8 protein-coding genes, 39 tRNA genes and 6 rRNA genes are annotated in these 25,086 nt (G+C 41.3%); 51 read left to right on the top strand and 2 right to left on the bottom strand.

From position 1 onward, the window contains the following. Nucleotides 1–310: 310 nt before the first annotated feature. The 45 genes from RBQ61_RS13210 (at nucleotide 311) to RBQ61_RS12990 (ending at nucleotide 15,355) form a co-directional block, all read left to right on the top strand. Nucleotides 311–1,959, top strand: a 16S ribosomal RNA gene (locus RBQ61_RS13210). 123 nt (nucleotides 1,960–2,082) lie between these two features. Further along, nucleotides 2,083–2,158, top strand: a tRNA-Ala gene (locus RBQ61_RS13205). Between the two features lie 145 nt (nucleotides 2,159–2,303). Then, a 23S ribosomal RNA gene (locus tag RBQ61_RS13200) occupies nucleotides 2,304–5,366 on the top strand. Nucleotides 5,367–5,548: 182 nt separating this feature from the next. Next, nucleotides 5,549–5,665, top strand: a 5S ribosomal RNA gene (gene rrf, locus RBQ61_RS13195). The 16S, 23S and 5S rRNA genes sit together here with 17 tRNA genes alongside, the layout of an rRNA operon. A gap of 3 nt (nucleotides 5,666–5,668) precedes the next feature. Then, nucleotides 5,669–5,743, top strand: a tRNA-Asn gene (locus RBQ61_RS13190). Nucleotides 5,744–5,756: 13 nt separating this feature from the next. Beyond that, nucleotides 5,757–5,841 (top strand) — tRNA-Leu (locus RBQ61_RS13185). Nucleotides 5,842–5,853: 12 nt separating this feature from the next. Next, nucleotides 5,854–5,929: transfer RNA gene (locus RBQ61_RS13180), tRNA-Met, on the top strand. 77 nt (nucleotides 5,930–6,006) lie between these two features. Further along, nucleotides 6,007–6,080: transfer RNA gene (locus RBQ61_RS13175), tRNA-Met, on the top strand. Between the two features lie 100 nt (nucleotides 6,081–6,180). Beyond that, a tRNA-Glu gene (locus tag RBQ61_RS13170) sits at nucleotides 6,181–6,252 on the top strand. A 123-nt stretch (nucleotides 6,253–6,375) separates the two neighbouring features. Beyond that, nucleotides 6,376–6,448 (top strand) — tRNA-Val (locus RBQ61_RS13165). Nucleotides 6,449–6,524: 76 nt separating this feature from the next. Continuing rightward, a tRNA-Asp gene (locus RBQ61_RS13160) sits at nucleotides 6,525–6,601 on the top strand. Nucleotides 6,602–6,658: 57 nt separating this feature from the next. Continuing rightward, nucleotides 6,659–6,734: transfer RNA gene (locus tag RBQ61_RS13155), tRNA-Thr, on the top strand. A gap of 48 nt (nucleotides 6,735–6,782) precedes the next feature. After that, nucleotides 6,783–6,859 (top strand) — tRNA-Arg (locus RBQ61_RS13150). Between the two features lie 15 nt (nucleotides 6,860–6,874). Further along, a tRNA-Lys gene (locus RBQ61_RS13145) sits at nucleotides 6,875–6,947 on the top strand. Nucleotides 6,948–6,964: 17 nt separating this feature from the next. Further along, nucleotides 6,965–7,037 (top strand) — tRNA-Lys (locus RBQ61_RS13140). A 5-nt stretch (nucleotides 7,038–7,042) separates the two neighbouring features. Beyond that, nucleotides 7,043–7,131 (top strand) — tRNA-Ser (locus RBQ61_RS13135). Nucleotides 7,132–7,135: 4 nt separating this feature from the next. Next, nucleotides 7,136–7,209: transfer RNA gene (locus RBQ61_RS13130), tRNA-Pro, on the top strand. A 10-nt stretch (nucleotides 7,210–7,219) separates the two neighbouring features. Continuing rightward, nucleotides 7,220–7,296: transfer RNA gene (locus RBQ61_RS13125), tRNA-Ile, on the top strand. A 19-nt stretch (nucleotides 7,297–7,315) separates the two neighbouring features. Next, nucleotides 7,316–7,389, top strand: a tRNA-Ile gene (locus RBQ61_RS13120). Nucleotides 7,390–7,393: 4 nt separating this feature from the next. Further along, nucleotides 7,394–7,469: transfer RNA gene (locus RBQ61_RS13115), tRNA-Phe, on the top strand. A gap of 288 nt (nucleotides 7,470–7,757) precedes the next feature. Further along, nucleotides 7,758–9,271 (top strand): 16S ribosomal RNA (locus RBQ61_RS13110). Nucleotides 9,272–9,596: 325 nt separating this feature from the next. After that, nucleotides 9,597–12,657: ribosomal RNA gene (locus tag RBQ61_RS13105) — 23S ribosomal RNA — on the top strand. Nucleotides 12,658–12,839: 182 nt separating this feature from the next. After that, nucleotides 12,840–12,956 (top strand): 5S ribosomal RNA (gene rrf, locus RBQ61_RS13100). A 3-nt stretch (nucleotides 12,957–12,959) separates the two neighbouring features. Continuing rightward, nucleotides 12,960–13,034, top strand: a tRNA-Asn gene (locus RBQ61_RS13095). A gap of 13 nt (nucleotides 13,035–13,047) precedes the next feature. After that, nucleotides 13,048–13,132 (top strand) — tRNA-Leu (locus tag RBQ61_RS13090). Nucleotides 13,133–13,144: 12 nt separating this feature from the next. Next, nucleotides 13,145–13,220, top strand: a tRNA-Met gene (locus tag RBQ61_RS13085). A gap of 77 nt (nucleotides 13,221–13,297) precedes the next feature. Beyond that, nucleotides 13,298–13,371: transfer RNA gene (locus RBQ61_RS13080), tRNA-Met, on the top strand. 100 nt (nucleotides 13,372–13,471) lie between these two features. Further along, nucleotides 13,472–13,543: transfer RNA gene (locus RBQ61_RS13075), tRNA-Glu, on the top strand. 123 nt (nucleotides 13,544–13,666) lie between these two features. Further along, nucleotides 13,667–13,739 (top strand) — tRNA-Val (locus RBQ61_RS13070). A gap of 76 nt (nucleotides 13,740–13,815) precedes the next feature. Continuing rightward, nucleotides 13,816–13,892 (top strand) — tRNA-Asp (locus tag RBQ61_RS13065). Nucleotides 13,893–13,949: 57 nt separating this feature from the next. Next, a tRNA-Thr gene (locus RBQ61_RS13060) sits at nucleotides 13,950–14,022 on the top strand. A 20-nt stretch (nucleotides 14,023–14,042) separates the two neighbouring features. Continuing rightward, nucleotides 14,043–14,127 (top strand) — tRNA-Tyr (locus RBQ61_RS13055). A gap of 2 nt (nucleotides 14,128–14,129) precedes the next feature. Beyond that, nucleotides 14,130–14,204 (top strand) — tRNA-Gly (locus tag RBQ61_RS13050). Nucleotides 14,205–14,219: 15 nt separating this feature from the next. Continuing rightward, nucleotides 14,220–14,293, top strand: a tRNA-Gly gene (locus RBQ61_RS13045). Nucleotides 14,294–14,356: 63 nt separating this feature from the next. Beyond that, nucleotides 14,357–14,430, top strand: a tRNA-Arg gene (locus tag RBQ61_RS13040). A 6-nt stretch (nucleotides 14,431–14,436) separates the two neighbouring features. Then, a tRNA-Gln gene (locus RBQ61_RS13035) sits at nucleotides 14,437–14,511 on the top strand. 13 nt (nucleotides 14,512–14,524) lie between these two features. Next, a tRNA-Gln gene (locus tag RBQ61_RS13030) sits at nucleotides 14,525–14,599 on the top strand. Between the two features lie 13 nt (nucleotides 14,600–14,612). Continuing rightward, nucleotides 14,613–14,688 (top strand) — tRNA-Lys (locus tag RBQ61_RS13025). Between the two features lie 2 nt (nucleotides 14,689–14,690). Then, nucleotides 14,691–14,779 (top strand) — tRNA-Ser (locus RBQ61_RS13020). An 18-nt stretch (nucleotides 14,780–14,797) separates the two neighbouring features. Continuing rightward, nucleotides 14,798–14,884: transfer RNA gene (locus tag RBQ61_RS13015), tRNA-Ser, on the top strand. 13 nt (nucleotides 14,885–14,897) lie between these two features. Next, nucleotides 14,898–14,970: transfer RNA gene (locus RBQ61_RS13010), tRNA-Trp, on the top strand. Between the two features lie 21 nt (nucleotides 14,971–14,991). Continuing rightward, nucleotides 14,992–15,065 (top strand) — tRNA-Pro (locus tag RBQ61_RS13005). A gap of 10 nt (nucleotides 15,066–15,075) precedes the next feature. Beyond that, nucleotides 15,076–15,149 (top strand) — tRNA-Ile (locus RBQ61_RS13000). A gap of 22 nt (nucleotides 15,150–15,171) precedes the next feature. After that, a tRNA-Ile gene (locus tag RBQ61_RS12995) sits at nucleotides 15,172–15,245 on the top strand. 34 nt (nucleotides 15,246–15,279) lie between these two features. Continuing rightward, nucleotides 15,280–15,355, top strand: a tRNA-Phe gene (locus RBQ61_RS12990). Nucleotides 15,356–15,405: 50 nt separating this feature from the next. On the opposite strand, the gene RBQ61_RS12985 is transcribed toward RBQ61_RS12990, so the two are convergent. After that, entirely contained in the window at nucleotides 15,406–16,371 is a 966-nt protein-coding gene (locus tag RBQ61_RS12985) for a ribonuclease H-like domain-containing protein (RefSeq protein WP_308137737.1), read from the bottom strand. A gap of 78 nt (nucleotides 16,372–16,449) precedes the next feature. Here RBQ61_RS12985 and RBQ61_RS12980 point away from each other — a divergent pair, with 78 nt between their 5' ends. Both RBQ61_RS12980 and holA read left to right on the top strand, forming a co-directional pair. Continuing rightward, nucleotides 16,450–18,783: a DNA internalization-related competence protein ComEC/Rec2 gene (locus RBQ61_RS12980; protein ID WP_308137736.1), complete on the top strand. Its 2,334-nt coding sequence runs from the start codon at nucleotides 16,450–16,452 to the stop codon at nucleotides 18,781–18,783. Beyond that, on the top strand, nucleotides 18,773–19,804 hold the full coding sequence (gene holA / locus RBQ61_RS12975) for a DNA polymerase III subunit delta (protein ID WP_308137735.1): 1,032 nt from the start codon (nucleotides 18,773–18,775) through the stop codon (nucleotides 19,802–19,804). Before RBQ61_RS12980 ends, holA begins: the two co-directional genes overlap by 11 nt. 141 nt (nucleotides 19,805–19,945) lie before the next feature. Here the strand turns inward: holA and rpsT are convergent, their stop codons facing one another. Further along, nucleotides 19,946–20,209: a 30S ribosomal protein S20 gene (gene rpsT / locus RBQ61_RS12970; RefSeq protein WP_308137734.1), complete on the bottom strand. Its 264-nt coding sequence runs from the start codon at nucleotides 20,207–20,209 to the stop codon at nucleotides 19,946–19,948. A gap of 240 nt (nucleotides 20,210–20,449) precedes the next feature. On the opposite strand from rpsT, the gene gpr reads away from it, so the two are divergent. The 4 genes from gpr to RBQ61_RS12950 all read left to right on the top strand — a co-directional run bounded on the left by gpr (nucleotide 20,450) and on the right by RBQ61_RS12950 (nucleotide 25,084). Further along, the gene (gene gpr / locus RBQ61_RS12965; protein ID WP_308137733.1) at nucleotides 20,450–21,391 is read left to right on the top strand and encodes a GPR endopeptidase; all 942 of its coding nucleotides are present in this window, start codon (nucleotides 20,450–20,452) and stop codon (nucleotides 21,389–21,391) included. A 108-nt stretch (nucleotides 21,392–21,499) separates the two neighbouring features. Beyond that, the gene (spoIIP, locus tag RBQ61_RS12960; protein WP_308137732.1) at nucleotides 21,500–22,633 is read left to right on the top strand and encodes a stage II sporulation protein P; all 1,134 of its coding nucleotides are present in this window, start codon (nucleotides 21,500–21,502) and stop codon (nucleotides 22,631–22,633) included. A gap of 68 nt (nucleotides 22,634–22,701) precedes the next feature. After that, the gene (lepA, locus tag RBQ61_RS12955; protein ID WP_374049882.1) at nucleotides 22,702–24,507 is read left to right on the top strand and encodes a translation elongation factor 4; all 1,806 of its coding nucleotides are present in this window, start codon (nucleotides 22,702–22,704) and stop codon (nucleotides 24,505–24,507) included. Nucleotides 24,508–24,517: 10 nt separating this feature from the next. Continuing rightward, complete coding sequence (locus RBQ61_RS12950) at nucleotides 24,518–25,084, top strand: LemA family protein (RefSeq protein WP_308137731.1); 567 nt, start codon at nucleotides 24,518–24,520, stop codon at nucleotides 25,082–25,084. The last annotated feature ends 2 nt before the right edge of the window (nucleotides 25,085–25,086 follow it).

Here is a 25,086-nt window from a genome sequence, read left to right as displayed (position 1 = left end):
TGAACTGATAAGCTATTAAAGCTGTCTCAAGAAAAACGAGTTGTGTATACATATGAAATTAAAATATGATAGTACATATTCGATAAAAAAGCAGATGGCAAACTGAACTTAACAATAAGACGCAGTAAGAAATTACCAGTTGACAGCATCGACAAGATGTGATAAGATATTCAAGCTGTCGCAAAAAAACAGCGAAGAACCTAGACAATAAAACAGCATAAGAAACCTTTGAGAGTTCAAAGAAAAAAGAACTAAAGAACCAAAGTAAAGAAAGACAAAGATAAGCTAAGCGCTATCTTGAGCAAGAATATAAAACGAGAGTTTGATCCTGGCTCAGGACGAACGCTGGCGGCGTGCCTAACACATGCAAGTCGAACGAGATTTACTTTTTCACTGAGAGCTCGAACATCTACAACAAGCACAAAAGTGCACAATATAATAAGATGTAGAAAAACAGTGAGTTGCACATTTGTGCTTCACGCTAAACCCAAGTGACAACACACTTGAAATTCGAGAGCTAAGTGAAAAGGTAAATCTAGTGGCGGACGGGTGAGTAACGCGTGAACAATCTGCCCTGTACAAAGGAATAGCCTCGGGAAACCGGGATTAAAACCATATAACACTTGATGACCGCATGGTCGATGAGTCAAATCGTTAGAGGTATAGGATGAGTTCGCGTCTGATTAGCTAGTTGGTGGGGTAAAGGCCTACCAAGGCGACGATCAGTAGCCGGCCTGAGAGGGTGAACGGCCACACTGGAACTGAGACACGGTCCAGACTCCTACGGGAGGCAGCAGTGGGGAATATTGCACAATGGGGGAAACCCTGATGCAGCGACGCCGCGTGAGTGAAGAAGGTTTTCGGATCGTAAAACTCTGTCCTTGGTGAAGAAAAAAATGACAGTAGCCAAGGAGGAAGCCCCGGCTAACTACGTGCCAGCAGCCGCGGTAATACGTAGGGGGCGAGCGTTGTCCGGATTTACTGGGCGTAAAGGGTGAGTAGGCGGTAGTATGTGTCAGATGTAAAAGGCTAAGGCTTAACCATAGTTAGCATTTGAAACTGTATTACTTGAGTGCAGGAGAGGTAAGCGGAATTCCTAGTGTAGCGGTGAAATGCGTAGATATTAGGAGGAACACCAGTGGCGAAGGCGGCTTACTGGACTGTAACTGACGCTGAGTCACGAAAGCGTGGGTAGCAAACAGGATTAGATACCCTGGTAGTCCACGCTGTAAACGATGAGTGCTAGGTGTTGGCCAGCGATGGTCAGTGCCGAAGTAAACACAATAAGCACTCCGCCTGGGGAGTACGGTCGCAAGACTGAAACTCAAAGGAATTGACGGGGACCCGCACAAGCAGCGGAGCATGTGGTTTAATTCGAAGCAACGCGAAGAACCTTACCAAGGCTTGACATCCCCTTGACCAGTGCAGAGATGTACTCTCTTCTTCGGAAGCAAGGGAGACAGGTGGTGCATGGTTGTCGTCAGCTCGTGTCGTGAGATGTTGGGTTAAGTCCCGCAACGAGCGCAACCCTTATCCTTAGTTGCCAGCAGGTAAAGCTGGGCACTCTAAAGAGACTGCCGATGATAAATCGGAGGAAGGTGGGGATGACGTCAAATCATCATGCCCCTTATGTCTTGGGCTACACACGTGCTACAATGGTCGGTACAAAGGGAAGCGAAAGAGCAATCCGGAGCAAATCCCAATAAACCGATCCCAGTTCGGATTGTAGGCTGCAACTCGCCTACATGAAGTCGGAGTTGCTAGTAATCGCGAATCAGAATGTCGCGGTGAATGCGTTCCCGGGTCTTGTACACACCGCCCGTCACACCATGGAAGTTGGTAATACCCGAAGTCGCTGAGCTAACCGCAAGGAGGCAGGCGCCGAAGGTAGGATCAATGACTGGGGTGAAGTCGTAACAAGGTAGCCGTATCGGAAGGTGCGGCTGGATCACCTCCTTTCTAAGGAGAACTAAAGGACTTATGCTGTTTTATTGCTTATTTAAAAACAATAAAAATTATGTATTTTAAATAAGACTGTTGAGCTAACAGTATAAAGTGGCTCTTTTTAAAACCAAATAATGTGGGGGTATAGCTCAGCTGGGAGAGCACCTGCCTTGCAAGCAGGGGGTCAGGAGTTCGAATCTCCTTATCTCCACCACTTTAACGACAAAGTTAAAGCGATACAGAACTTTGAAAATTGCATAGGAAAATGAAAAGAGAAGACATTAGTTAAATTCAAATTTTAAATAATAAATACAATTTAACCAAAAAAAAATGTTATGAAGACATAACAATGACAAACAGGTCAAGATAGAAAGGGCTAAGGGCGAATGCCTTGGCACTGGGAGCCGAAGAAGGACGTGGCAAACTACGAAATGCTGCGGGGAGGCGTAAGCAGCCGATAATCCGCAGATATCCGAATGAGGAAACTCACATAAGGTAAACCTTATGTATCATACAGTGAATAAATAGCTGTATGAGGGGAACGAGGGGAACTGAAACATCTAAGTACCCTTAGGAAGAGAAAATAAAAAATGATTCCGTAAGTAGCGGCGAGCGAAAGCGGAAGAGCCCAAACCAAGTAGAAATACTTGGGGTTGAGGACATATCAAAGAGACAGAAAACTGTAGCCGAAGAGAGCTGGAAAGCTCCTCCAAAGAATGTGATAGACACGTAAGCAAAACAGTTTGAAGCGAGGATATGATCCAGAGTACCACGGGACACGAGGAATCTTGTGGGAAGCAGGGAGGACCACCTCCCAAGGCTAAATACTACCCAGTGACCGATAGAGAATAGTACCGTGAGGGAAAGGTGAAAAGAACCCCGGGAGGGGAGTGAAAAAGAACCTGAAACCCTGAGCCTAAAAACAGTGGAAGCACAAAAGTGTGACCGCGTACTTTTTGTAGAACGGGCCAACGAGTTACAATATGCAGCAAGGTTAATAACCAAAGGTTAGGAGCCGAAGAGAAATCGAGTCTGAAAAGGGCGAAAGTTGTATGTTGTAGACCCGAAACCGGGTGACCTATCCATGTGCAGGTTGAAGCTAGAGTAAAATCTGGTGGAGGACCGAACCCATTAGCGTTTAAAAGCTACGGGATGACGTGTGGATAGCGGTGAAATTCCAATCGAACCCGGAGATAGCTGGTTCTCCTCGAAATAGCTTTAGGGCTAGCCTCAAGTAAGTATAGTGGGGGTAGAGCACTGAATGGTCTAGGGGCGTTATACGTTACCAAAACCTATCAAACTCCGAATACCATATATATGTTGCTAGGGAGTCAGACTATGTGAGATAAGTTTCATAGTCAAAAGGGAAACAGCCCAGATCACCAACTAAGGTCCCAAAATATAGATTAAGTGGAAAAGGATGTAAAACTACACAGACAACCAGGATGTTGGCTTAGAAGCAGCCATTCATTAAAAGAGTGCGTAATAGCTCACTGGTCGAGTGGTTTTGCGCCGAAGATGTCCGGGGCTAAAATCTATTACCGAAGTTGTGGGATGTCGTAAAGCTCTTCATCTGTTCAATGAAACGATAACTGAGGACATCTCAGTTCAAAATCCTTCATTAATTAAAATAGATAAAAAGGAAGGATTTTTGAAAAGCTCTAACGGGGCTAAAATCAAAATTGAGCGAATGAAGAGATTTACGACATCGGTAGAGGAGCATTGTGTACGGATAGAAGCACTACCGAAAGGAGTCGTGGACTGTACAGAAGAGAGAATGTTGGCATGAGTAGCGAAAGGTGAGTGAGAATCTCACCCATCGAAAGCCTAAGGATTCCTGAGGAAGGCTCGTCCACTCAGGGTAAGTCGGGACCTAAGCCGAGGCCAAAAGGCGTAGGCGATGGACAACTGGTTGAAATTCCAGTACCACCTTTAAGCGTTTGAGAAATGGGGTGACACAGGAGGGTAAGCTGGCGCACAGCTGGAAAAGTGCGTCTAAGTAAGTAGGGAGACGATACAGGCAAATCCGTAACGTCAATCCTGAGATACGAATGGGAGCGAAAATAAGTAGTGAAGCAGCTGAGCCCACACTGTCAAGAAAAGCCTCTATCGAGCAAGAAGGTGCCCGTACCGTAAACCGACACAGGTAGGCAAGGAGAGAATCCAAAGATGAGCGGAAGAACTATTGTTAAGGAACTAGGCAAAATGACCCCGTAACTTCGGGAGAAGGGGTGCCCTTCAGAGTGAAGACAGAACTGTTGGAGCTTAGAAGGGCCACAGAAAACAGGCCCAAGCGACTGTTTACCAAAAACACAGGTATCTGCTAAATCGAAAGATGAAGTATAGGTGCTGACACCTGCCCGGTGCTGGAAGGTTAAGGGGAGAAGTCATCGAAAGAGAAGCTTTGAACTTAAGCCCCAGTAAACGGCGGCCGTAACTATAACGGTCCTAAGGTAGCGAAATTCCTTGTCGGGTAAGTTCCGACCCGCACGAAAGGTGTAACGATTTGGGCACTGTCTCAACAATAGATCCGGTGAAATTGTAGTACTCGTGAAGATGCGAGTTACCCGCGGCAGGACGGAAAGACCCCATGGAGCTTTACTGCAGGCTGACATTGGAATTCGGTAGCAATTGTACAGAATAGGTGGGAGGCAGAGAAATCGGTACGCCAGTATCGGTGGAGCCAACGTTGGGATACCACTCTATTGTTACTGAATTTCTAACATGATACCGTGAACCGGTATATGGACACTGTCAGTTGGGCAGTTTGACTGGGGCGGTCGCCTCCGAAAGAGTAACGGAGGCGCTCAAAGGTTCCCTCAGCACGGTCGGAAATCGTGCGAAGAGTGTAAAGGCAGAAGGGAGCTTGACTGCGAGAGAGACATCTCGAGCAGGAACGAAAGTTGGACTTAGTGATCCGGTGGCACCGAGTGGAAAGGCCATCGCTTAACGGATAAAAGCTACCCTGGGGATAACAGGCTTATCTCCCCAAGAGTCCACATCGACGGGGAGGTTTGGCACCTCGATGTCGGCTCGTCTCATCCTGGGGCTGAAGCAGGTCCCAAGGGTTGGGCTGTTCGCCCATTAAAGAGGCACGCGAGCTGGGTTCAGAACGTCGTGAGACAGTTCGGTCCCTATCCGCCGTGGGCGCAGGAAATTTGAAGGGAGCTGTTCCTAGTACGAGAGGACCGGAATGGACAGACCGCCGGTGCATCAGTTGTCACGCCAGTGGCATAGCTGAGTAGCTGAGTCTGGATTAGATAAGCGCTGAAAGCATCTAAGCGCGAAACTAGCCCTAAGATAAGATTTCCCATCACGCAAGTGAGTAAGACCCCCGATATGTTAACGGGTTGATAGGTTGCATGTGTAAGTGCAGCAATGCATTCAGCTGAGCAATACTAATAGGTCGAGGTCTTGACCTCAAAGATGCCCTAACCCAATTTTTTCGACTAAAAGGAGAAAAAAATTGAAGGTAGGTCATTCGCAACGAATTCCCAATTTATGCGACGCAAGGAGCAAGTAAATTGGTAAATGAGACTGCGCAAAAATGTCTAATCTAAAAATTCCTATGCGATTTTGAAAGTTCTGAAAGAACTTTTATATATCTGGTGACAATAGCGAAGAGGACACACCCGTACCCATCTCGAACACGGAAGTTAAGCTCTTCAGCGCTGATGATACTTGGCGGGCAACTGCCTGGGAAAGTAAGACGTCGCCGGGTTATTCCGAGGTAGCTCAATGGTGGAGCAACCGGCTGTTAACCGGTAGGTCGTGGGTTCGAGCCCCACCCTCGGAGCCAACAAAGATACAAAGCCGAAGTGGCGGAATTGGCAGACGCACAGGACTTAAAATCCTGCGAACCTCAAATTCGTACCGGTTCGAGTCCGGTCTTCGGCATCAATGAATTTTCGCGGGATAGAGCAGTTGGAAGCTCGTCGGGCTCATAACCCGGAGGCCGTTGGTTCGAATCCAGCTCCCGCTACCAAAAGTAATTAAGCTCAAGACTAAGCGTTTCTGAGCATTCAAATAACACTTTAAAGTACACTTGTGTTATTGAAATATGGCGGCGTAGCTCAGTTGGCTAGAGCATGCGGTTCATACCCGCAGTGTCAGCGGTTCAAATCCGTTCGCCGCTATCAAGATGCCCTAACCCATTTTTTCAATTAATATTGGGAAAAAGATGATGGTAGGTCATTGGCAGCAAGTTCAAAATTTTTGAACGAGAATGTACAATAAGGCCCTATGGTCAAGCGGTTAAGACACCGCCCTTTCACGGCGATAACCCGGGTTCGAGTCCCGGTAGGGTCATGATGCCCTAACCCCATTTTTCAGAGTTTCTTTCTGAAAAATGGATGGTAGGTCATATGTAACGAATTCCCAATTTTTGTGACGTAAGGAGCAGAAAAATTGGTGAATGAGACTGCAAAATATGGAAGCTTAGCTCAGTTGGGAGAGCATCTGCCTTACAAGCAGGGGGTCATAGGTTCGAGCCCTATAGTTTCCACTTAAGTCCTAACTTCATTAATCAGATTTTTCTGAAAAGTGTTGGTAGGTCAAATGCAGTGATTAACTGCAAAAGCGGCCTGGTAGTTCAGTTGGTTAGAATGCCAGCCTGTCACGCTGGAGGTCGAGGGTTCGAGCCCCTTCCAGGTCGCCATTAAAAAAAAGAAGTATAGTCGAAGAAGTAATTTATTGGCGTAAAACAATTATATATGCTGGTGTAGCTCAATTGGTAGAGCAACTGACTTGTAATCAGTAGGTTAGGGGTTCAAGTCCTCCCACCAGCTCCATAATATTTAAAAGAAAATTTTGAGGATTTAACACAATAAAAATACTGAGCACCCATAGCTCAGTAGGATAGAGCAACGGACTTCTAATCCGTGTGCCGGGGGTTCGAATCCTCCTGGGTGCACCATTTAAATTTTAATATGACTCATTAGCTCAGCTGGTAGAGCACCTGACTCTTAATCAGGGTGTCCAGGGTTCGAGTCCCTGATGGGTCACTCAGCAAAATTAATACGATCCATTAGCTCAGCAGGCAGAGCACTTGACTTTTAATCAAGGTGTCCGGCGTTCGAATCGCCGATGGATCATTATTGGAGAGGTATCGAAGTGGTCATAACGAGGCGGTCTTGAAAACCGTTTGGGTGTAAGCCCGCGTGGGTTCGAATCCCACCCTCTCCGCCATTAACGGGGCGTAGCGCAGTTTGGTAGCGCATCTGGTTTGGGACCAGAGGGCCGCGGGTTCAAATCCTGCCGCCCCGATACTTAAAGCGGGCTTATAGCTCAGGTGGTTAGAGCGCACGCCTGATAAGCGTGAGGTCGATGGTTCGAGTCCATCTAAGCCCACCATACCAAAACAATTTGTTTTGGGCCTTTAGCTCAGTTGGTTAGAGCGCCCGGCTCATAACCGGTAGGTCCAAGGTTCGAGTCCTTGAAGGCCCATTGTGCCCAGATAGCTCAGTCGGTAGAGCAGGAGACTGAAAATCTCCGTGTCCGTGGTTCGATTCCGCGTTTGGGCACCATTTTTTAATAATTTATATAAAAACAAAAATTTATAAGATATTTTAAAATGTAATTGACATTCAGAAATGATTATGGTAAACTAACAAAGCTATTCAGAAATGAAGCAAAAAAAATAGTTGACAACATTGACAAGATGTGATAAGCTATTCAAGCTGTCGCAAAAAACAGCGAAGAACCTAGACAATAAAACAGCATAAGAAACCTTTGAGAGTTCAAAGAAAAAAAGAACTAAAGAACCAAAGTAAAGAAAGACAAAGATAAGCTAAGCGCTATCTTGAGCAAGAATATAAAACGAGAGTTTGATCCTGGCTCAGGACGAACGCTGGCGGCGTGCCTAACACATGCAAGTCGAACGAAGTATGTTTTTCGGAATATACTTAGTGGCGGACGGGTGAGTAACGCGTGAACAATCTGCCCTGTACAAAGGAATAGCCTCGGGAAACCGGGATTAAAACCATATAACACTTGATGACCGCATGGTTGATGAGTCAAATCGTTAGAGGTATAGGATGAGTTCGCGTCTGATTAGCTAGTTGGTGGGGTAAAGGCCTACCAAGGCGACGATCAGTAGCCGGCCTGAGAGGGTGAACGGCCACACTGGAACTGAGACACGGTCCAGACTCCTACGGGAGGCAGCAGTGGGGAATATTGCACAATGGGGGAAACCCTGATGCAGCGACGCCGCGTGAGTGAAGAAGGTTTTCGGATCGTAAAACTCTGTCCTTGGTGAAGAAAAAAATGACAGTAGCCAAGGAGGAAGCCCCGGCTAACTACGTGCCAGCAGCCGCGGTAATACGTAGGGGGCGAGCGTTGTCCGGATTTACTGGGCGTAAAGGGTGAGTAGGCGGTAGTATGTGTCAGATGTAAAAGGCTAAGGCTTAACCATAGTTAGCATTTGAAACTGTATTACTTGAGTGCAGGAGAGGTAAGCGGAATTCCTAGTGTAGCGGTGAAATGCGTAGATATTAGGAGGAACACCAGTGGCGAAGGCGGCTTACTGGACTGTAACTGACGCTGAGTCACGAAAGCGTGGGTAGCAAACAGGATTAGATACCCTGGTAGTCCACGCTGTAAACGATGAGTGCTAGGTGTTGGCCAGCGATGGTCAGTGCCGAAGTAAACACAATAAGCACTCCGCCTGGGGAGTACGGTCGCAAGACTGAAACTCAAAGGAATTGACGGGGACCCGCACAAGCAGCGGAGCATGTGGTTTAATTCGAAGCAACGCGAAGAACCTTACCAAGGCTTGACATCCCCTTGACCAGTGCAGAGATGTACTCTCTTCTTCGGAAGCAAGGGAGACAGGTGGTGCATGGTTGTCGTCAGCTCGTGTCGTGAGATGTTGGGTTAAGTCCCGCAACGAGCGCAACCCTTATCCTTAGTTGCCAGCAGGTAAAGCTGGGCACTCTAAAGAGACTGCCGATGATAAATCGGAGGAAGGTGGGGATGACGTCAAATCATCATGCCCCTTATGTCTTGGGCTACACACGTGCTACAATGGTCGGTACAAAGGGAAGCGAAAGAGCAATCCGGAGCAAATCCCAATAAACCGATCCCAGTTCGGATTGTAGGCTGCAACTCGCCTACATGAAGTCGGAGTTGCTAGTAATCGCGAATCAGAATGTCGCGGTGAATGCGTTCCCGGGTCTTGTACACACCGCCCGTCACACCATGGAAGTTGGTAATACCCGAAGTCGCTGAGCTAACCGCAAGGAGGCAGGCGCCGAAGGTAGGATCAATGACTGGGGTGAAGTCGTAACAAGGTAGCCGTATCGGAAGGTGCGGCTGGATCACCTCCTTTCTAAGGAGAACTAAAGGACTTATGCTGTTTTATTGCTTGCTTTAAACAAAAGTAAAGCAAGACTGAAGGATACAGTATAAAACCACAGAACTTTGAAAATTGCATAGGAAAAAAAGAGAAGATGCCTTACCCAATTTTTTCGACCGTAGGAAGAAAAAAATTGATGGTAAGACATTCGCAATGAATTCCCAATTTATGCGACCATAAGGAGCAAAAAAATTGGAGAATGAAACTGCGAGACATTGAGAAAAGTTAAATTCAAATTTTAAAAAACAAATACAATTTAACCAAAAAAAATGTTATGAAGACATAACAATGACAAACAGGTCAAGATAGAAAGGGCTAAGGGCGAATGCCTTGGCACTGGGAGCCGAAGAAGGACGTGGCAAACTACGAAATGCTGCGGGGAGGCGTAAGCAGCCGATAATCCGCAGATATCCGAATGAGGAAACTCACATAAGGTAAACCTTATGTATCATACAGTGAATAAATAGCTGTATGAGGGGAACGAGGGGAACTGAAACATCTAAGTACCCTTAGGAAGAGAAAATAAAAAATGATTCCGTAAGTAGCGGCGAGCGAAAGCGGAAGAGCCCAAACCAAGTAGAAATACTTGGGGTTGAGGACATATCAAAGAGACAGAAAACTGTAGCCGAAGAGAGCTGGAAAGCTCCTCCAAAGAATGTGATAGACACGTAAGCAAAACAGTTTGAAGCGAGGATATGATCCAGAGTACCACGGGACACGAGGAATCTTGTGGGAAGCAGGGAGGACCACCTCCCAAGGCTAAATACTACCCAGTGACCGATAGAGAATAGTACCGTGAGGGAAAGGTGAAAAGAACCCCGGGAGGGGAGTGAAAAAGAACCTGAAACCCTGAGCCTAAAAACAGTGGAAGCACAAAAGTGTGACCGCGTACTTTTTGTAGAACGGGCCAACGAGTTACAATATGCAGCAAGGTTAATAACCAAAGGTTAGGAGCCGAAGAGAAATCGAGTCTGAAAAGGGCGAAAGTTGTATGTTGTAGACCCGAAACCGGGTGACCTATCCATGTGCAGGTTGAAGCTAGAGTAAAATCTGGTGGAGGACCGAACCCATTAGCGTTTAAAAGCTACGGGATGACGTGTGGATAGCGGTGAAATTCCAATCGAACCCGGAGATAGCTGGTTCTCCTCGAAATAGCTTTAGGACTAGCCTCAAGTAAGTATAGTGGGGGTAGAGCACTGAATGGTCTAGGGGCGTTATACGTTACCAAAACCTATCAAACTCCGAATACCATATATATGTTGCTAGGGAGTCAGACTATGTGAGATAAGTTTCATAGTCAAAAGGGAAACAGCCCAGATCACCAACTAAGGTCCCAAAATATAGATTAAGTGGAAAAGGATGTAAAACTACACAGACAACCAGGATGTTGGCTTAGAAGCAGCCATTCATTAAAAGAGTGCGTAATAGCTCACTGGTCGAGTGGTTTTGCGCCGAAGATGTCCGGGGCTAAAATCTATTACCGAAGTTGTGGGATGTCGTAAAGCTCTTCATCTGTTCAATGAAACGATAACTGAGGACATCTCAGTTCAAAATCCTTCATTAATTAAAATAGATAAAAAGGAAGGATTTTGAAAAGCTCTAACGGGGCTAAAATCAAAATTGAGCGAATGAAGAGATTTACGACATCGGTAGAGGAGCATTGTGTACGGATAGAAGCACTACCGAAAGGAGTCGTGGACTGTACAGAAGAGAGAATGTTGGCATGAGTAGCGAAAGGTGAGTGAGAATCTCACCCATCGAAAGCCTAAGGATTCCTGAGGAAGGCTCGTCCACTCAGGGTAAGTCGGGACCTAAGCCGAGGCCAAAAGGCGTAGGCGATGGACAACTGGTTGAAATTCCAGTACCACCTTTAAGCGTTTGAGAAATGGGGTGACACAGGAGGGTAAGCTGGCGCACAGCTGGAAAAGTGCGTCTAAGTAAGTAGGGAGACGATACAGGCAAATCCGTAACGTCAATCCTGAGATACGAATGGGAGCGAAAATAAGTAGTGAAGCAGCTGAGCCCACACTGTCAAGAAAAGCCTCTATCGAGCAAGAAGGTGCCCGTACCGTAAACCGACACAGGTAGGCAAGGAGAGAATCCAAAGATGAGCGGAAGAACTATTGTTAAGGAACTAGGCAAAATGACCCCGTAACTTCGGGAGAAGGGGTGCCCTTCAGAGTGAAGACAGAACTGTTGGAGCTTAGAAGGGCCACAGAAAACAGGCCCAAGCGACTGTTTACCAAAAACACAGGTATCTGCTAAATCGAAAGATGAAGTATAGGTGCTGACACCTGCCCGGTGCTGGAAGGTTAAGGGGAGAAGTCATCGAAAGAGAAGCTTTGAACTTAAGCCCCAGTAAACGGCGGCCGTAACTATAACGGTCCTAAGGTAGCGAAATTCCTTGTCGGGTAAGTTCCGACCCGCACGAAAGGTGTAACGATTTGGGCACTGTCTCAACAATAGATCCGGTGAAATTGTAGTACTCGTGAAGATGCGAGTTACCCGCGGCAGGACGGAAAGACCCCATGGAGCTTTACTGCAGGCTGACATTGGAATTCGGTAGCAATTGTACAGAATAGGTGGGAGGCAGAGAAATCGGTACGCCAGTATCGGTGGAGCCAACGTTGGGATACCACTCTATTGTTACTGAATTTCTAACATGATACCGTGAACCGGTATATGGACACTGTCAGTTGGGCAGTTTGACTGGGGCGGTCGCCTCCGAAAGAGTAACGGAGGCGCTCAAAGGTTCCCTCAGCACGGTCGGAAATCGTGCGAAGAGTGTAAAGGCAGAAGGGAGCTTGACTGCGAGAGAGACATCTCGAGCAGGAACGAAAGTTGGACTTAGTGATCCGGTGGCACCGAGTGGAAAGGCCATCGCTTAACGGATAAAAGCTACCCTGGGGATAACAGGCTTATCTCCCCAAGAGTCCACATCGACGGGGAGGTTTGGCACCTCGATGTCGGCTCGTCTCATCCTGGGGCTGAAGCAGGTCCCAAGGGTTGGGCTGTTCGCCCATTAAAGAGGCACGCGAGCTGGGTTCAGAACGTCGTGAGACAGTTCGGTCCCTATCCGCCGTGGGCGCAGGAAATTTGAAGGGAGCTGTTCCTAGTACGAGAGGACCGGAATGGACAGACCGCCGGTGCATCAGTTGTCACGCCAGTGGCATAGCTGAGTAGCTGAGTCTGGATTAGATAAGCGCTGAAAGCATCTAAGCGCGAAACTAGCCCTAAGATAAGATTTCCCATCACGCAAGTGAGTAAGACCCCGATATGTTAACGGGTTGATAGGTTGCATGTGTAAGTGCAGCAATGCATTCAGCTGAGCAATACTAATAGGTCGAGGTCTTGACCTCAAAGATGCCCTAACCCAATTTTTTCGACTAAAAGGAGAAAAAAATTGAAGGTAGGTCATTCGCAACGAATTCCCAATTTATGCGACGCAAGGAGCAAGTAAATTGGTAAATGAGACTGCGCAAAAATGTCTAATCTAAAAATTCCTATGCGATTTTGAAAGTTCTGAAAGAACTTTTATATATCTGGTGACAATAGCGAAGAGGACACACCCGTACCCATCTCGAACACGGAAGTTAAGCTCTTCAGCGCTGATGATACTTGGCGGGCAACTGCCTGGGAAAGTAAGACGTCGCCGGGTTATTCCGAGGTAGCTCAATGGTGGAGCAACCGGCTGTTAACCGGTAGGTCGTGGGTTCGAGCCCCACCCTCGGAGCCAACAAAGATACAAAGCCGAAGTGGCGGAATTGGCAGACGCACAGGACTTAAAATCCTGCGAACCTCAAATTCGTACCGGTTCGAGTCCGGTCTTCGGCATCAATGAATTTTCGCGGGATAGAGCAGTTGGAAGCTCGTCGGGCTCATAACCCGGAGGCCGTTGGTTCGAATCCAGCTCCCGCTACCAAAAGTAATTAAGCTCAAGACTAAGCGTTTCTGAGCATTCAAATAACACTTTAAAGTACACTTGTGTTATTGAAATATGGCGGCGTAGCTCAGTTGGCTAGAGCATGCGGTTCATACCCGCAGTGTCAGCGGTTCAAATCCGTTCGCCGCTATCAAGATGCCCTAACCCATTTTTTCAATTAATATTGGGAAAAAGATGATGGTAGGTCATTGGCAGCAAGTTCAAAATTTTTGAACGAGAATGTACAATAAGGCCCTATGGTCAAGCGGTTAAGACACCGCCCTTTCACGGCGATAACCCGGGTTCGAGTCCCGGTAGGGTCATGATGCCCTAACCCCATTTTTCAGAGTTTCTTTCTGAAAAATGGATGGTAGGTCATATGTAACGAATTCCCAATTTTTGTGACGTAAGGAGCAGAAAAATTGGTGAATGAGACTGCAAAATATGGAAGCTTAGCTCAGTTGGGAGAGCATCTGCCTTACAAGCAGGGGGTCATAGGTTCGAGCCCTATAGTTTCCACTTAAGTCCTAACTTCATTAATCAGATTTTTCTGAAAAGTGTTGGTAGGTCAAATGCAGTGATTAACTGCAAAAGCGGCCTGGTAGTTCAGTTGGTTAGAATGCCAGCCTGTCACGCTGGAGGTCGAGGGTTCGAGCCCCTTCCAGGTCGCCATTAAAAAAAAGAAGTATAGTCGAAGAAGTAATTTATTGGCGTAAAACAATTATATATGCTGGTGTAGCTCAATTGGTAGAGCAACTGACTTGTAATCAGTAGGTTAGGGGTTCAAGTCCTCCCACCAGCTTTGTAACATTAAAAAAATAAGGAAGAGTTCCCGAGTGGCTAAAGGGGACGGACTGTAAATCCGTTGGCACCGCCTTCATTGGTTCGAATCCAATCTCTTCCACCATTGCGGAAGTGGCTCAGTGGTAGAGCATCGCCTTGCCAAGGCGAGGGTCGCGAGTTCGAATCTCGTCTTCCGCTCCAACATAAATTTATTTTGCGGGTGTAGCTCAATGGTAGAGCCCCAGCCTTCCAAGCTGGTCGCGAGGGTCCGATTCCCTTCACCCGCTCCAATATAACCTATTCAAATTCTTAAGAAATTTTTTAAAAATTTGGTAGTTTTTAGAAATTACTGAGCACCCATAGCTCAGTAGGATAGAGCAACGGACTTCTAATCCGTGTGCCGGGGGTTCGAATCCTCCTGGGTGCATTTTAGTGGGGTATCGCCAAGCGGTAAGGCACCAGACTCTGACTCTGGCATTCGTGGGTTCAAATCCTACTACCCCAGCCAAAGAATAAAGAATTGGGATGTCGCCAAGCGGTAAGGCACTAGACTTTGACTCTAGTATGCGTAGGTTCGAATCCTGCCATCCCAGCCATTTAATTTATTATGATCCATTAGCTCAGCAGGCAGAGCACTTGACTTTTAATCAAGGTGTCCGGCGTTCGAATCGCCGATGGATCACCATTGGAGAGGTATCGAAGTGGTCATAACGAGGCGGTCTTGAAAACCGTTTGGGTGTAAGCCCGCGTGGGTTCGAATCCCACCCTCTCCGCCAAATTAAACTATGCATAATGGAGAAGTACTCAAGTGGCCGAAGAGGCTCCCCTGCTAAGGGAGTAGATCTGACAAGGATGCGAGGGTTCAAATCCCTCCTTCTCCGTAAGTTACATAGTAGGAGTGTAGTTCAGTCGGTAGAACATTGGTCTCCAAAACCAAGTGTCGTGGGTTCGAGTCCTGCCACTCCTGTTTAAAATAGTTTTTATGCAACGGGGCGTAGCGCAGTTTGGTAGCGCATCTGGTTTGGGACCAGAGGGCCGCGGGTTCAAATCCTGCCGCCCCGATACTTAAAATGGGCTTATAGCTCAGGTGGTTAGAGCGCACGCCTGATAAGCGTGAGGTCGATGGTTCGAGTCCATCTAAGCCCACTGTACCAAAACATATTGTTTTGGGCCTTTAGCTCAGTTGGTTAGAGCGCCCGGCTCATAACCGGTAGGTCCAAGGTTCGAGTCCTTGAAGGCCCACTCATAAAACATTTAATTTGTTTATAATGAATTTGCCCAGATAGCTCAGTCGGTAGAGCAGGAGACTGAAAATCTCCGTGTCCGTGGTTCGATTCCGCGTTTGGGCACCAAATAAAAAGGCTTACAATAAGAAGTAAGCCTTTTTTGTTATTTAATAATATTATTTAAAAATAGAGTCTAAAACAGTTTTTATTAGATTTGATATGTTTGTGTAAAAGATTTTATCGTTAAATTTTATAGGAAGAAGGTTTCTTTTTATGCCTTCAATTGCTGTGTATTTTGGTACCTTATAATTTACATTATCAATAAAGAAAAACTCCATAATCTTGTCATCTTTAAAAAAATCTAATGGGATATGTAATTCCATTGTTTGAGAGGCTAAATCGGTCTTTAAGCTAAAGTTAATGTTTGTGTTTACATAATTAGTTTTTAACGCGCTTATTATGTTGCATTTACAAATTAAAGTATTCTTTTTTATTTTTGTGGACTCGCTGTTTATACTAACCATAAGGTTGTCATAATGAAGAATATTATCATACATATCAAGTATGCAGCTGAATAGTGTAGGAAGATTAAAAACATCCTCATAATTATGCTGTAATATCAATTCCGCAAATTCCTTTCTCGGTTCTATTCTGTACGCTTTGTATAATGTTATGATATCCTCTCCGCCTAGAGTGTCATTTCTATTAATATTAAAATATTTCTCAGCAGTTTTTAATTTCAAATTTTGAACTTCAATTTTATTTTTAATGTTTTTCATCCAATAGTATAAATCAACTTTAGTAAAGGTACTCAAATCAATATTAAGATTGTATTTTTGCATCTTTCGCATTAAAAATGGAATGTCAAAACTGTTTCCATTGTAGGTGATTATATACTCCTTTTTACTAATCAATTCGTAAAAGTATTTTAATGCTTCAGGTTCATCAATTGAATATTCACAGAATATCTGGGTAATTTTATAGCCATTGTTTTCATAAAGAAGAACAGTTATTGAAATTATATCAGAATATTCTCTGGACAGACCGGTTGTTTCTATATCAATAAAGAAGGATTTTTTTAATAAGTTATGTATATTTTCTTTAATGTTAATTAAATTTACTTCTCCGCTGTTAATGATCATTAATTCTCCTATCCTGCTTGTACAAAATTAGTTTTGATTTACGTCCCAAAATTTGGTAAAATATGTTGAGGTGTAATTATGCATGTATTAATTTATATTTTTGCTTTTTATGCAATTGGAATATTATCGTATGAGTGTGGATGTTTTGAATACTATTTAGCAGTTTCTGCGTTCATACTTGTTTATAATGCGTTTACCACTAAAAGATTCTTATACAGTCTTTCAATTGCAGCATTTGTTTTTTTATCATTTATTAATAGTTATTATAATTCAATTTTTGTATTAAAACAATACATTAATGAAGAGATAGACTTGGTTGTAGAAATTAGCCATAAAAATAAGCAGAGCTCTGAGTCTGAATATGTTAGCTATAATGCGCGAGTTTTAAGCATAAATAATTACAAATTAAGAGAAGAAGAAAATACGATAATTTATGTAAAAGAAGAGAACGAGGTTAAAGAAAACAGTGTTGCTCAATTTACCGGTAGAATAGCAGATAATAGGTTCAGTAAAAATAGAATGATGTTTAACTATGAAAATTATCTGAAATCGAAAAAAATAGGAGCAGTTGTTTTTTTGAAAGGAGATGTCAAAACTCTAAAAGAGAATGTTTCGTGGTTTAGAAGTCTATCAGTTGATTTTAAAAATTATACAGAAAACACATTCTATGATAAACTGGATAAAGAAAATGCAGACATAATTTTATCTATAATACTTGGAGATTCAGACTACTTGGATGAAAGTACGTATGACGGGATAAAGGGAATGGGACTAGCTCATATATTTGCTGTTTCAGGAACTCATATAGCACTTATGTATGTATTTTTGATTACATTATTTAGGCTTTTTTTAAATTATAGATTAAGCTGGGGATTAACATGGGTGTTGATTTGGGTATATGGTTTCCTTATAGGGTTTCCTGTTACAGTATTGAGAGCACTTGTAATGTTTACTGTGTTGTTCGGTGCCGAGATGTTTTACAGAAAATATAATTCTCTTAACTCTATAGGACTGGCTGCTCTTATTTTGACCTTATATAATCCTTTTTGGATTACGGATGCTGGATTTTTACTATCATTTACGGCTGCTTTGAGCCTGATTTTTTACAATCGCTATATTCTAAAATATGTATTATACAAAAATATAATAATAAAATCTATTTCTCTTTATTTATTTTTACAGCTATTTACATTACCTGTTGTAGCATATTACTTTAACTATCTGCCACTAATGGGTATATTTTATAATCTTATCCTTATACAAATTTTTTTGGTCATAATTATTTATGGCTTTATCTTATTGCTTACAAGCGGGTTTCTATTGGAATTTTTAGTGATTCCTTTTAAAATATTTGATTACATACTTTATTGTCTCAAATATATCATAAGCTTAGCAAATAATGTTGCATATAACGGAGTTATCATTCCAACAATGTCTGGATGTGAAATTATATTTTTTTACATTGTTCTTGCTGCAATGCTTTATTTTCTTTCATGCAATAGTTTTCGAATAAAAAAGTGTGTTATCACTATCTTATTAAGTTTTTGCATATTTGATTTTATAATCATTCCTTCTATGGATAGTAAGGTGTATTTTAATGTTGTAGACGCAAACCAAGGACTCTTCACAACAGTTAAATATAAAAATATAAATTTGATTTTTGATTGTGGAAGCAATAAAAACGGCTTTGGGGAGTATACAGCGGTTCCTTATCTTACAAAGCATGGAATAAGAACAATAGAAGGGGTTTTTATAAGCCATTGGGATGAAGACCATTATTCAGGGTTAAAAGAAATAATAAATAACAATATAAAAATCAAAAAAATTTTTTCTTCTTTTGATAGCGATGAATATAAAGTTAACATATTGAAAAAAGGAAACTTTTCTAATATAGATGAACGATTAAAAATAGAAACCTTATGGCCGGATAAAAATTATATAGCAAAAAGCACCAACAATGGATCGATGGTAATACTTATGAGTTTTGATAATATAAAAATATTTATGGCGGGAGATATTGAAATGGAAGCAGAAGATATGCTTCTAGGCATGGAGCATGCTGATATTCTTATAGTTCCGCATCATGGAAGCAAGACTTCGTCCACAGATAGTTTTGTAAATATGTTGAAGCCGGATTTAGCTGTAATAAGCTACGGTAATAATAATTACGGTATGCCATCGGAGGAGGTTATATCCAGATATGAAAGAAATAAGAGCACAATATTAACTACATATAATGAAGGAGAAATAAATTTTATTTTAAATGACGGCGAAATATATTATAATACATATACAGGACAGAAATCAGATAATTTTTATAAACTATATTTTACGGGATTAATACCGAATTTAATTAATTTTTGCCTGTTGCTTTATTGTATACTATACAAGGGAGAAAGGTATGAGCTATAAAATAATAATTGATTTGATTAAGAAAGATAAAGTTCCGGAATTTTTAATTTTATATGGGAATGAGGAATATTACATAGATAATGCAGTAAAACTCATTAAAAATAAATATGTCAGCGACGAATATGAAAGCATGAATTATGCAGAGTTTGAAAAAGTTGAAAATAACTTTAGTAATTTTTATGAGTTTATAACAACTTTTTCGTTTATGTCAAATAAAAAGGTGTGCACTGTAAAAGATTCAACATTTTTAACTTCATCTGGGAGCTTGAACAAAACTGAAGATAATAAGCTAATTGATTTGTTAGGCAAAAATGATAGCTGCGTTACTTTATTTTTGATTAAGGGAGGAAAACCGGATTCTAGAAAGAAGATCGTTAAAAATTTAAAAGCCGGAAATGCAGTTTTTGAAATTACTAGGCTGAATGAGGGAGAATTAACCAGATATATTGTTGAAAAATTCAAAGAGCTTAATTTGAGCATAAGTCTTAATGATGCTGCTTACATTGCAAATAACTCAGGGTATTTGGAGTATGAAAGCACAGTCAGTCTTTATCATGTAAATAATGAAATAGAAAAACTTGCAGCTTACAAGGCAAATTCAAAGAGTATATCTTTTGAGGATATTGACCTGCTATTAATTAAATCTGTTGAAAGTAATATTTTTAAGCTTGTGGATAATATTTGCGAAGGCAATAAAAAAAAGGCATTTGAAATACTTGATGAGATGCTTACCAATAACACTCCTGAGCAGTTTGTTATTCACATGATAGCCAGACAGTACAGATTGCTTTATCAATACACTGTTTTACTTAAAAAGGGCTACAGCTTTAATGAGATCATGAGTACCATGAAGATTAAAAAATTTATTGCCACAAAGCTTTCGAAGCAAGTCAGAAGCACGAGTGGTGAAAAAATAAGATATTACATGGAAAAGATTCTTGAGACGGACAGGAAAATTAAGACTGGAGAAATTGATGGCAGAATAGGACTTGAGCTTATTACTAACGGAATTATTAAGTAAATTGTGAAATAAAAAAACCGGATAACCCGGTTTTTCTTTATTTCCTGAGATTCATCAACTAACATCACATCCAGAATATGAGGTTAGTTGATGAATCTTAAGGATTTTAGTTTCAAAGGTAATAAAACCTATGAGCTAAAATTAAGCAACTTTATTTAATCTTTTAGATAGTCTGCTTACTTTTCTTGCTGCTGCTTTTTTATGAATAGTATTTTTTGCAGCTGCTTGATATAATTTCTTTTCACATAATCTCAATAATTCTTTAGCTTTTTCGTAGTCACCTGCGTTTAAAGCTACTTCGAATTTCTTAATACATGTTTTGATTTCAGACTTTCTGCTTTTGTTAACTTCAGTTTTCTTATTTATAACTAAGATTCTTTTCTTTGCAGATTTAATATTTGCCAAAATCTTCACCTCCTTCAAGTAGTCTTATTCAAATGCTATAACATTTTAGCATATTATTTGCATATTGACAATATTTTAGACAGCAAATCAATTATACAGGCTATTTTAATAAAAATCAAGTATAAAGAATAAAAAAATGAAAAAATTCAATAATAAATCTAATATGCAATAAATTACATGAAATTTAAATATTCTCCGATTTTGGAGAAATACTTAAACCATGAACAAAAGGAGGTAATTATGTATTACAGAACAGATTTAGCTTATGAAGCCAATGAATCACTGGCAAAAAAAGTTGAGGGAATTACTTTGAATACTCATGATTATGAACATGGCGAAGTTGTAGAGCTTGAAATCAAAGATAAAGCGGCAGAAAAATCTGTTGGGAAAAAAATGGGCAAATATATTACTTATGAAACCAAAAGCCTTAAGAGCCTTAACAGTGAATCAAAGATTGAAGTAATAAATATATTGTCTCAGGCAATTAAGGATGTGTCTGATTTAAAGCGAGAAAGAGTTTTGGTTGTGGGTCTGGGAAACCGAAATATTACCGCTGATGCGCTTGGGCCAAGAACCTTAGATAAAATAAAGGTTACAAGACAATTTTTTAAGGCATATAACAAAGATTATGATGAGGATTACAGCGAAGTGTCCATATTGGAACCGGGTGTGCTTGGTACCACAGGCATAGAGACCATTAATACCATTGTGGGTGTGGTTGAAAAAATAAAGCCTACGCTGCTTATTATTATTGATGCGCTTGCATCCAGAAAGATGAGGAGGCTATGTTCAGTTGTTCAAATTACGGATGCTGGCATTGAGCCAGGCTCAGGAATAGGAAATATGCAGGGATCGCTGAACAAAGAGACTCTTGGAGGGGTTAAGGTTGTAGCAGTGGGGATACCGACGGTGGTAGATACAGCTACAATTGTTAATGATACCATAGAGCTGATGGAAAATTCATTAAAGGATAAAACTGATGATGTAGGTCAAATAATGGGGATATTAAGCGACCTGGAATATAACGAAAAACAGGTATTTATAAAGGAGATTTTAAATCCAATGTACGGAGAATCAATAGTTACACCTAGCGGAGTGGATGAACTTATTGAAAGTTTATCTGAACTGCTGGCTGAATCTATAAATAAAGCAGTTCATCCGGGATATGAATTAATTTCGTAACCTATTTGTAAAAAATAACAGTGTTATTCAGGAAACAATACACATATACATTAATATATTAGAAATTTACTAATGTATTACTATTGTGAAAATATGTGGAGTTGGATCATGAAGAGACGAAGAAGAAATAAGGGTAAAACTAAAATTTATATGAGTATGTCAATCTTTTGTTTGACGATACTTTTTATCGGTTACAGTTATGTCTACAATTTATCTGAAGAAAGAAAGTCAGGGAAGGATGTTACGACAATCTCCATTCATTACAATGAAAATGTGGAAAATCAGGATGATATGAATTTTATAGACAAATTAATGTCCTACTTTAATATTTTTCTTGAGAAAACTTTTAATGAAAGTGAAGAACAAAGCAGATTGATTGATAGTGATGTTCTCAAATCTGAAGAAGTTTTAAATTCTTCAGACCATAATCAAGAACAAAATGATATTGCTGAAAATGAGTTAAAAATATACGATGAGGAAGACACTGAGCCGCAGTTAGCTGAAAAAGAAATACTGTTAGCTGCAAACAGGCAAGAAGATTTTTTTAGAGTAATTGAATCACCAACATATAGAAGCAGCTCTCCCCGAGATATATTCATAGACGCTGCTTCTATTAATGAAAATCTGAATGTGGTTGTTTTTCACACTCATGGAACTGAAGCATTTCTTCCGCATAAGGAAGGAAACTACAGAACCCAGGATGAAAGATACAATGTAATGGGTGTAGGAACAAAAATTACAGCAAATTTGCAGGGCTATGGGATAAATGCAGTTCACCTTAAAGATTATAATGACTATCCTGATTATAATTCATCATATTACAATTCAAAAAATGCAGTCAGCAAGGTGCTTTCAGACAATAAGAAAAATTTAATTATAGATATACATAGAGATGGTGCTGAGGAGAACTCTCTGTATGAACAAACATTATCACAGGTAAAGACAACGGAAATTAACGGTGAGAATGCAGCAACATGCACTCTTGTTATAGGAAATTACAATGAAAATTATGACAGGCTCAAAGAAAATGCTCAGCTTTTGTTTGATAAAGCCGAAGAGATGTATCCTGGTCTATTCAGGAAAATTATTATAAGAGATAAGGCGTATTTTAATCAATATCTCTCTGATTATGCATTGCTTGTAGAAGTAGGATGTACATTAAACCATATCGACGAGGTGAATTACAGCGCAGAGCTTTTGAGCGATGTTTTAATAGAGTATATTGAAGAAATTAGCAAATAATATCTTTAATAAATAAGCAAATTTTGATATAATACCCTATATCCATATAAATAGGGAGGAACATATTTTTGGACAGAAAAAAATACATAAGAAACTTTTCGATAATTGCCCATATAGATCATGGCAAATCAACGTTAGCAGATAGATTAATAGAAAATACAGGACTTATATCTCACAGAGAGATGCAGCAGCAAGTTTTAGATAATATGGATCTGGAACGTGAGAGAGGAATAACAATTAAGCTTCAAACAATAAGCCTTTTGTACAAAGCGAAGGACGGGCATGACTATACGCTAAATTTGATAGATACTCCAGGGCATGTTGACTTTAACTATGAAGTGTCAAGGAGTTTGGCAGCGTGTGATGGTGCTGTTCTTGTAGTTGATGCATCCCAAGGAATTGAAGCTCAGACATTGGCAAATGTATACCTTGCGCTGGATCAGGACTTGGAAATTGTTCCAGTAATCAATAAAATTGATCTTCCCAGTGCAAGACCTGATGAGATTAAGAAGGAAATAGAAGATGTAATCGGGCTTGACTGTGAAAATACACCGCTTATATCAGCAAAGGATAATATAAACATAGACCATGTTCTTGAAGCAGTAGTAAAGCAAATTCCGCCTCCAGCTGGTGATGAAAATGATCCGCTGAAAGCATTGGTTTTTGACTCCTATTATGACAGCTACAGAGGAGTTGTTGCTTTCTTGAGAATTAAGGAAGGAACAGTTAAAAAGGGCGATAAAATTAAGATGATGTCCACAGGCAAGACTTTTGATGTTACAGAAGTCGGAATAATTTCACCCGTTCAAAAACCGACAACCGCATTGTATTCAGGAGATGTGGGGTATTTGTGCGCAAGCATGAAGGAGGTTAGAAGCTGCCGTGTGGGAGACACTATAACCAATGCAAATAATCCTGCAAGTGAGCCTCTTCCAGGGTACAAGAAGGTAACATCCATGGTTTACTGTGGAGTTTATCCAGCAGAAGGGGAGGAGTACAATTCGGTAAGAGATGCGCTTGAAAAGCTTCAGGTAAATGACGCCGCATTAACTTTTGAGCCTGAAACTTCCATTGCATTGGGATTCGGGTTTAGATGCGGATTTTTAGGCCTTCTGCACATGGAAATAATACAAGAAAGGCTAGAGAGAGAGTTCAATTTGAATATAATTGCAACCACTCCCAGCGTTATTTACAAGGTATATAAAACAGATGGGCAGATGATGATTATGCAAAACCCCACAAACATGCCTCCTGTTCAGGAAATAGAATATATGGAAGAACCTATTGTAAATGCGTCCATTATGGCTCCGACAGAATATGTTGGATCAATTATGGAGCTTTGTCAAAACAGAAGAGGTATTTTTGAAAATATGGAATATATGGAGGCAACCAGAGTTATTCTTCATTACAAGCTTCCGCTAAATGAAGTTATTTATGATTTCTTTGATGCTTTGAAATCTAAGACAAGAGGATACGCATCTCTTGATTATGAACTTCACGGATATGTTCGTTCAGAGCTGGTTAAAATGGATATACTTATAAATGGGGAATTGGTTGATGCATTTTCAATTATAGTTCATGAGCAGAAAGCATATGAACGAGGAAAATCAATTGTTGAACGATTAAAAGACGTAATCCCGAGGCATTTGTTTGCAGTTCCTCTTCAGGCAGCAATAGGAGGAAAAATAATTGCAAGAGAAACAGTCAAGGCACTTAGAAAAGATGTATTGTCAAAGTGCTACGGTGGAGATATAACCAGAAAGAAAAAGCTATTGGAGAAGCAAAAAGAAGGCAAGAAGCGCATGAGGCAGATAGGTAGCGTTGAAGTTCCACAGGAGGCTTTTCTGGCAGTTTTAAAATTTGACGAAGATTAAGAGGTGTGAAATGAAAAAAGGAACTATAATTTTATTAGTGATATTAGCATTGATAGCTCTGTTTGTATTTAGTATTTTTGGCAGCTACAACTCATTGGTTGCACTGGATGAAAATGTAAATACCCAGTGGGCAAATGTTGAGAGCAAGCTCCAAAGAAGATATGATTTGATTCCAAATTTGGTAGAATCTGTTAAGGGGGCTATGGCGCAGGAGCAGGAAGTATTCACTGCCATAGCGGATGCAAGATCTAAGCTTGCCGGCGCAGGGTCAACTTCTGAAAAGGTGGAGGCATCTAACCAGTTAGAGGGTGCACTATCAAGACTTCTTGTTGTGGTTGAAAATTACCCTGAACTTAAATCAAATCAAAATGTAACCTCTTTGATGGATGAGCTTGCAGGAACCGAAAACAGAATTTCAACCGAACGCGACAGGTATAATGCAGTAGTTAGAGACTACAATAAAGCAATAAGAACATTTCCGAGATTAATATGGGCTAGAATACTTGGCTTTGAGGAAAGACCGTACTTTGAAGCTACTCCCGGAGCCGAAACTGCACCGGAAGTTAACTTTGATTGATT

Source organism: Sedimentibacter sp. MB35-C1, assembly GCF_030913635.1.
GTDB lineage: Bacteria > Bacillota > Clostridia > Tissierellales > Sedimentibacteraceae > Sedimentibacter.
This window is presented reverse-complemented; position numbering and strand designations above follow the sequence as displayed.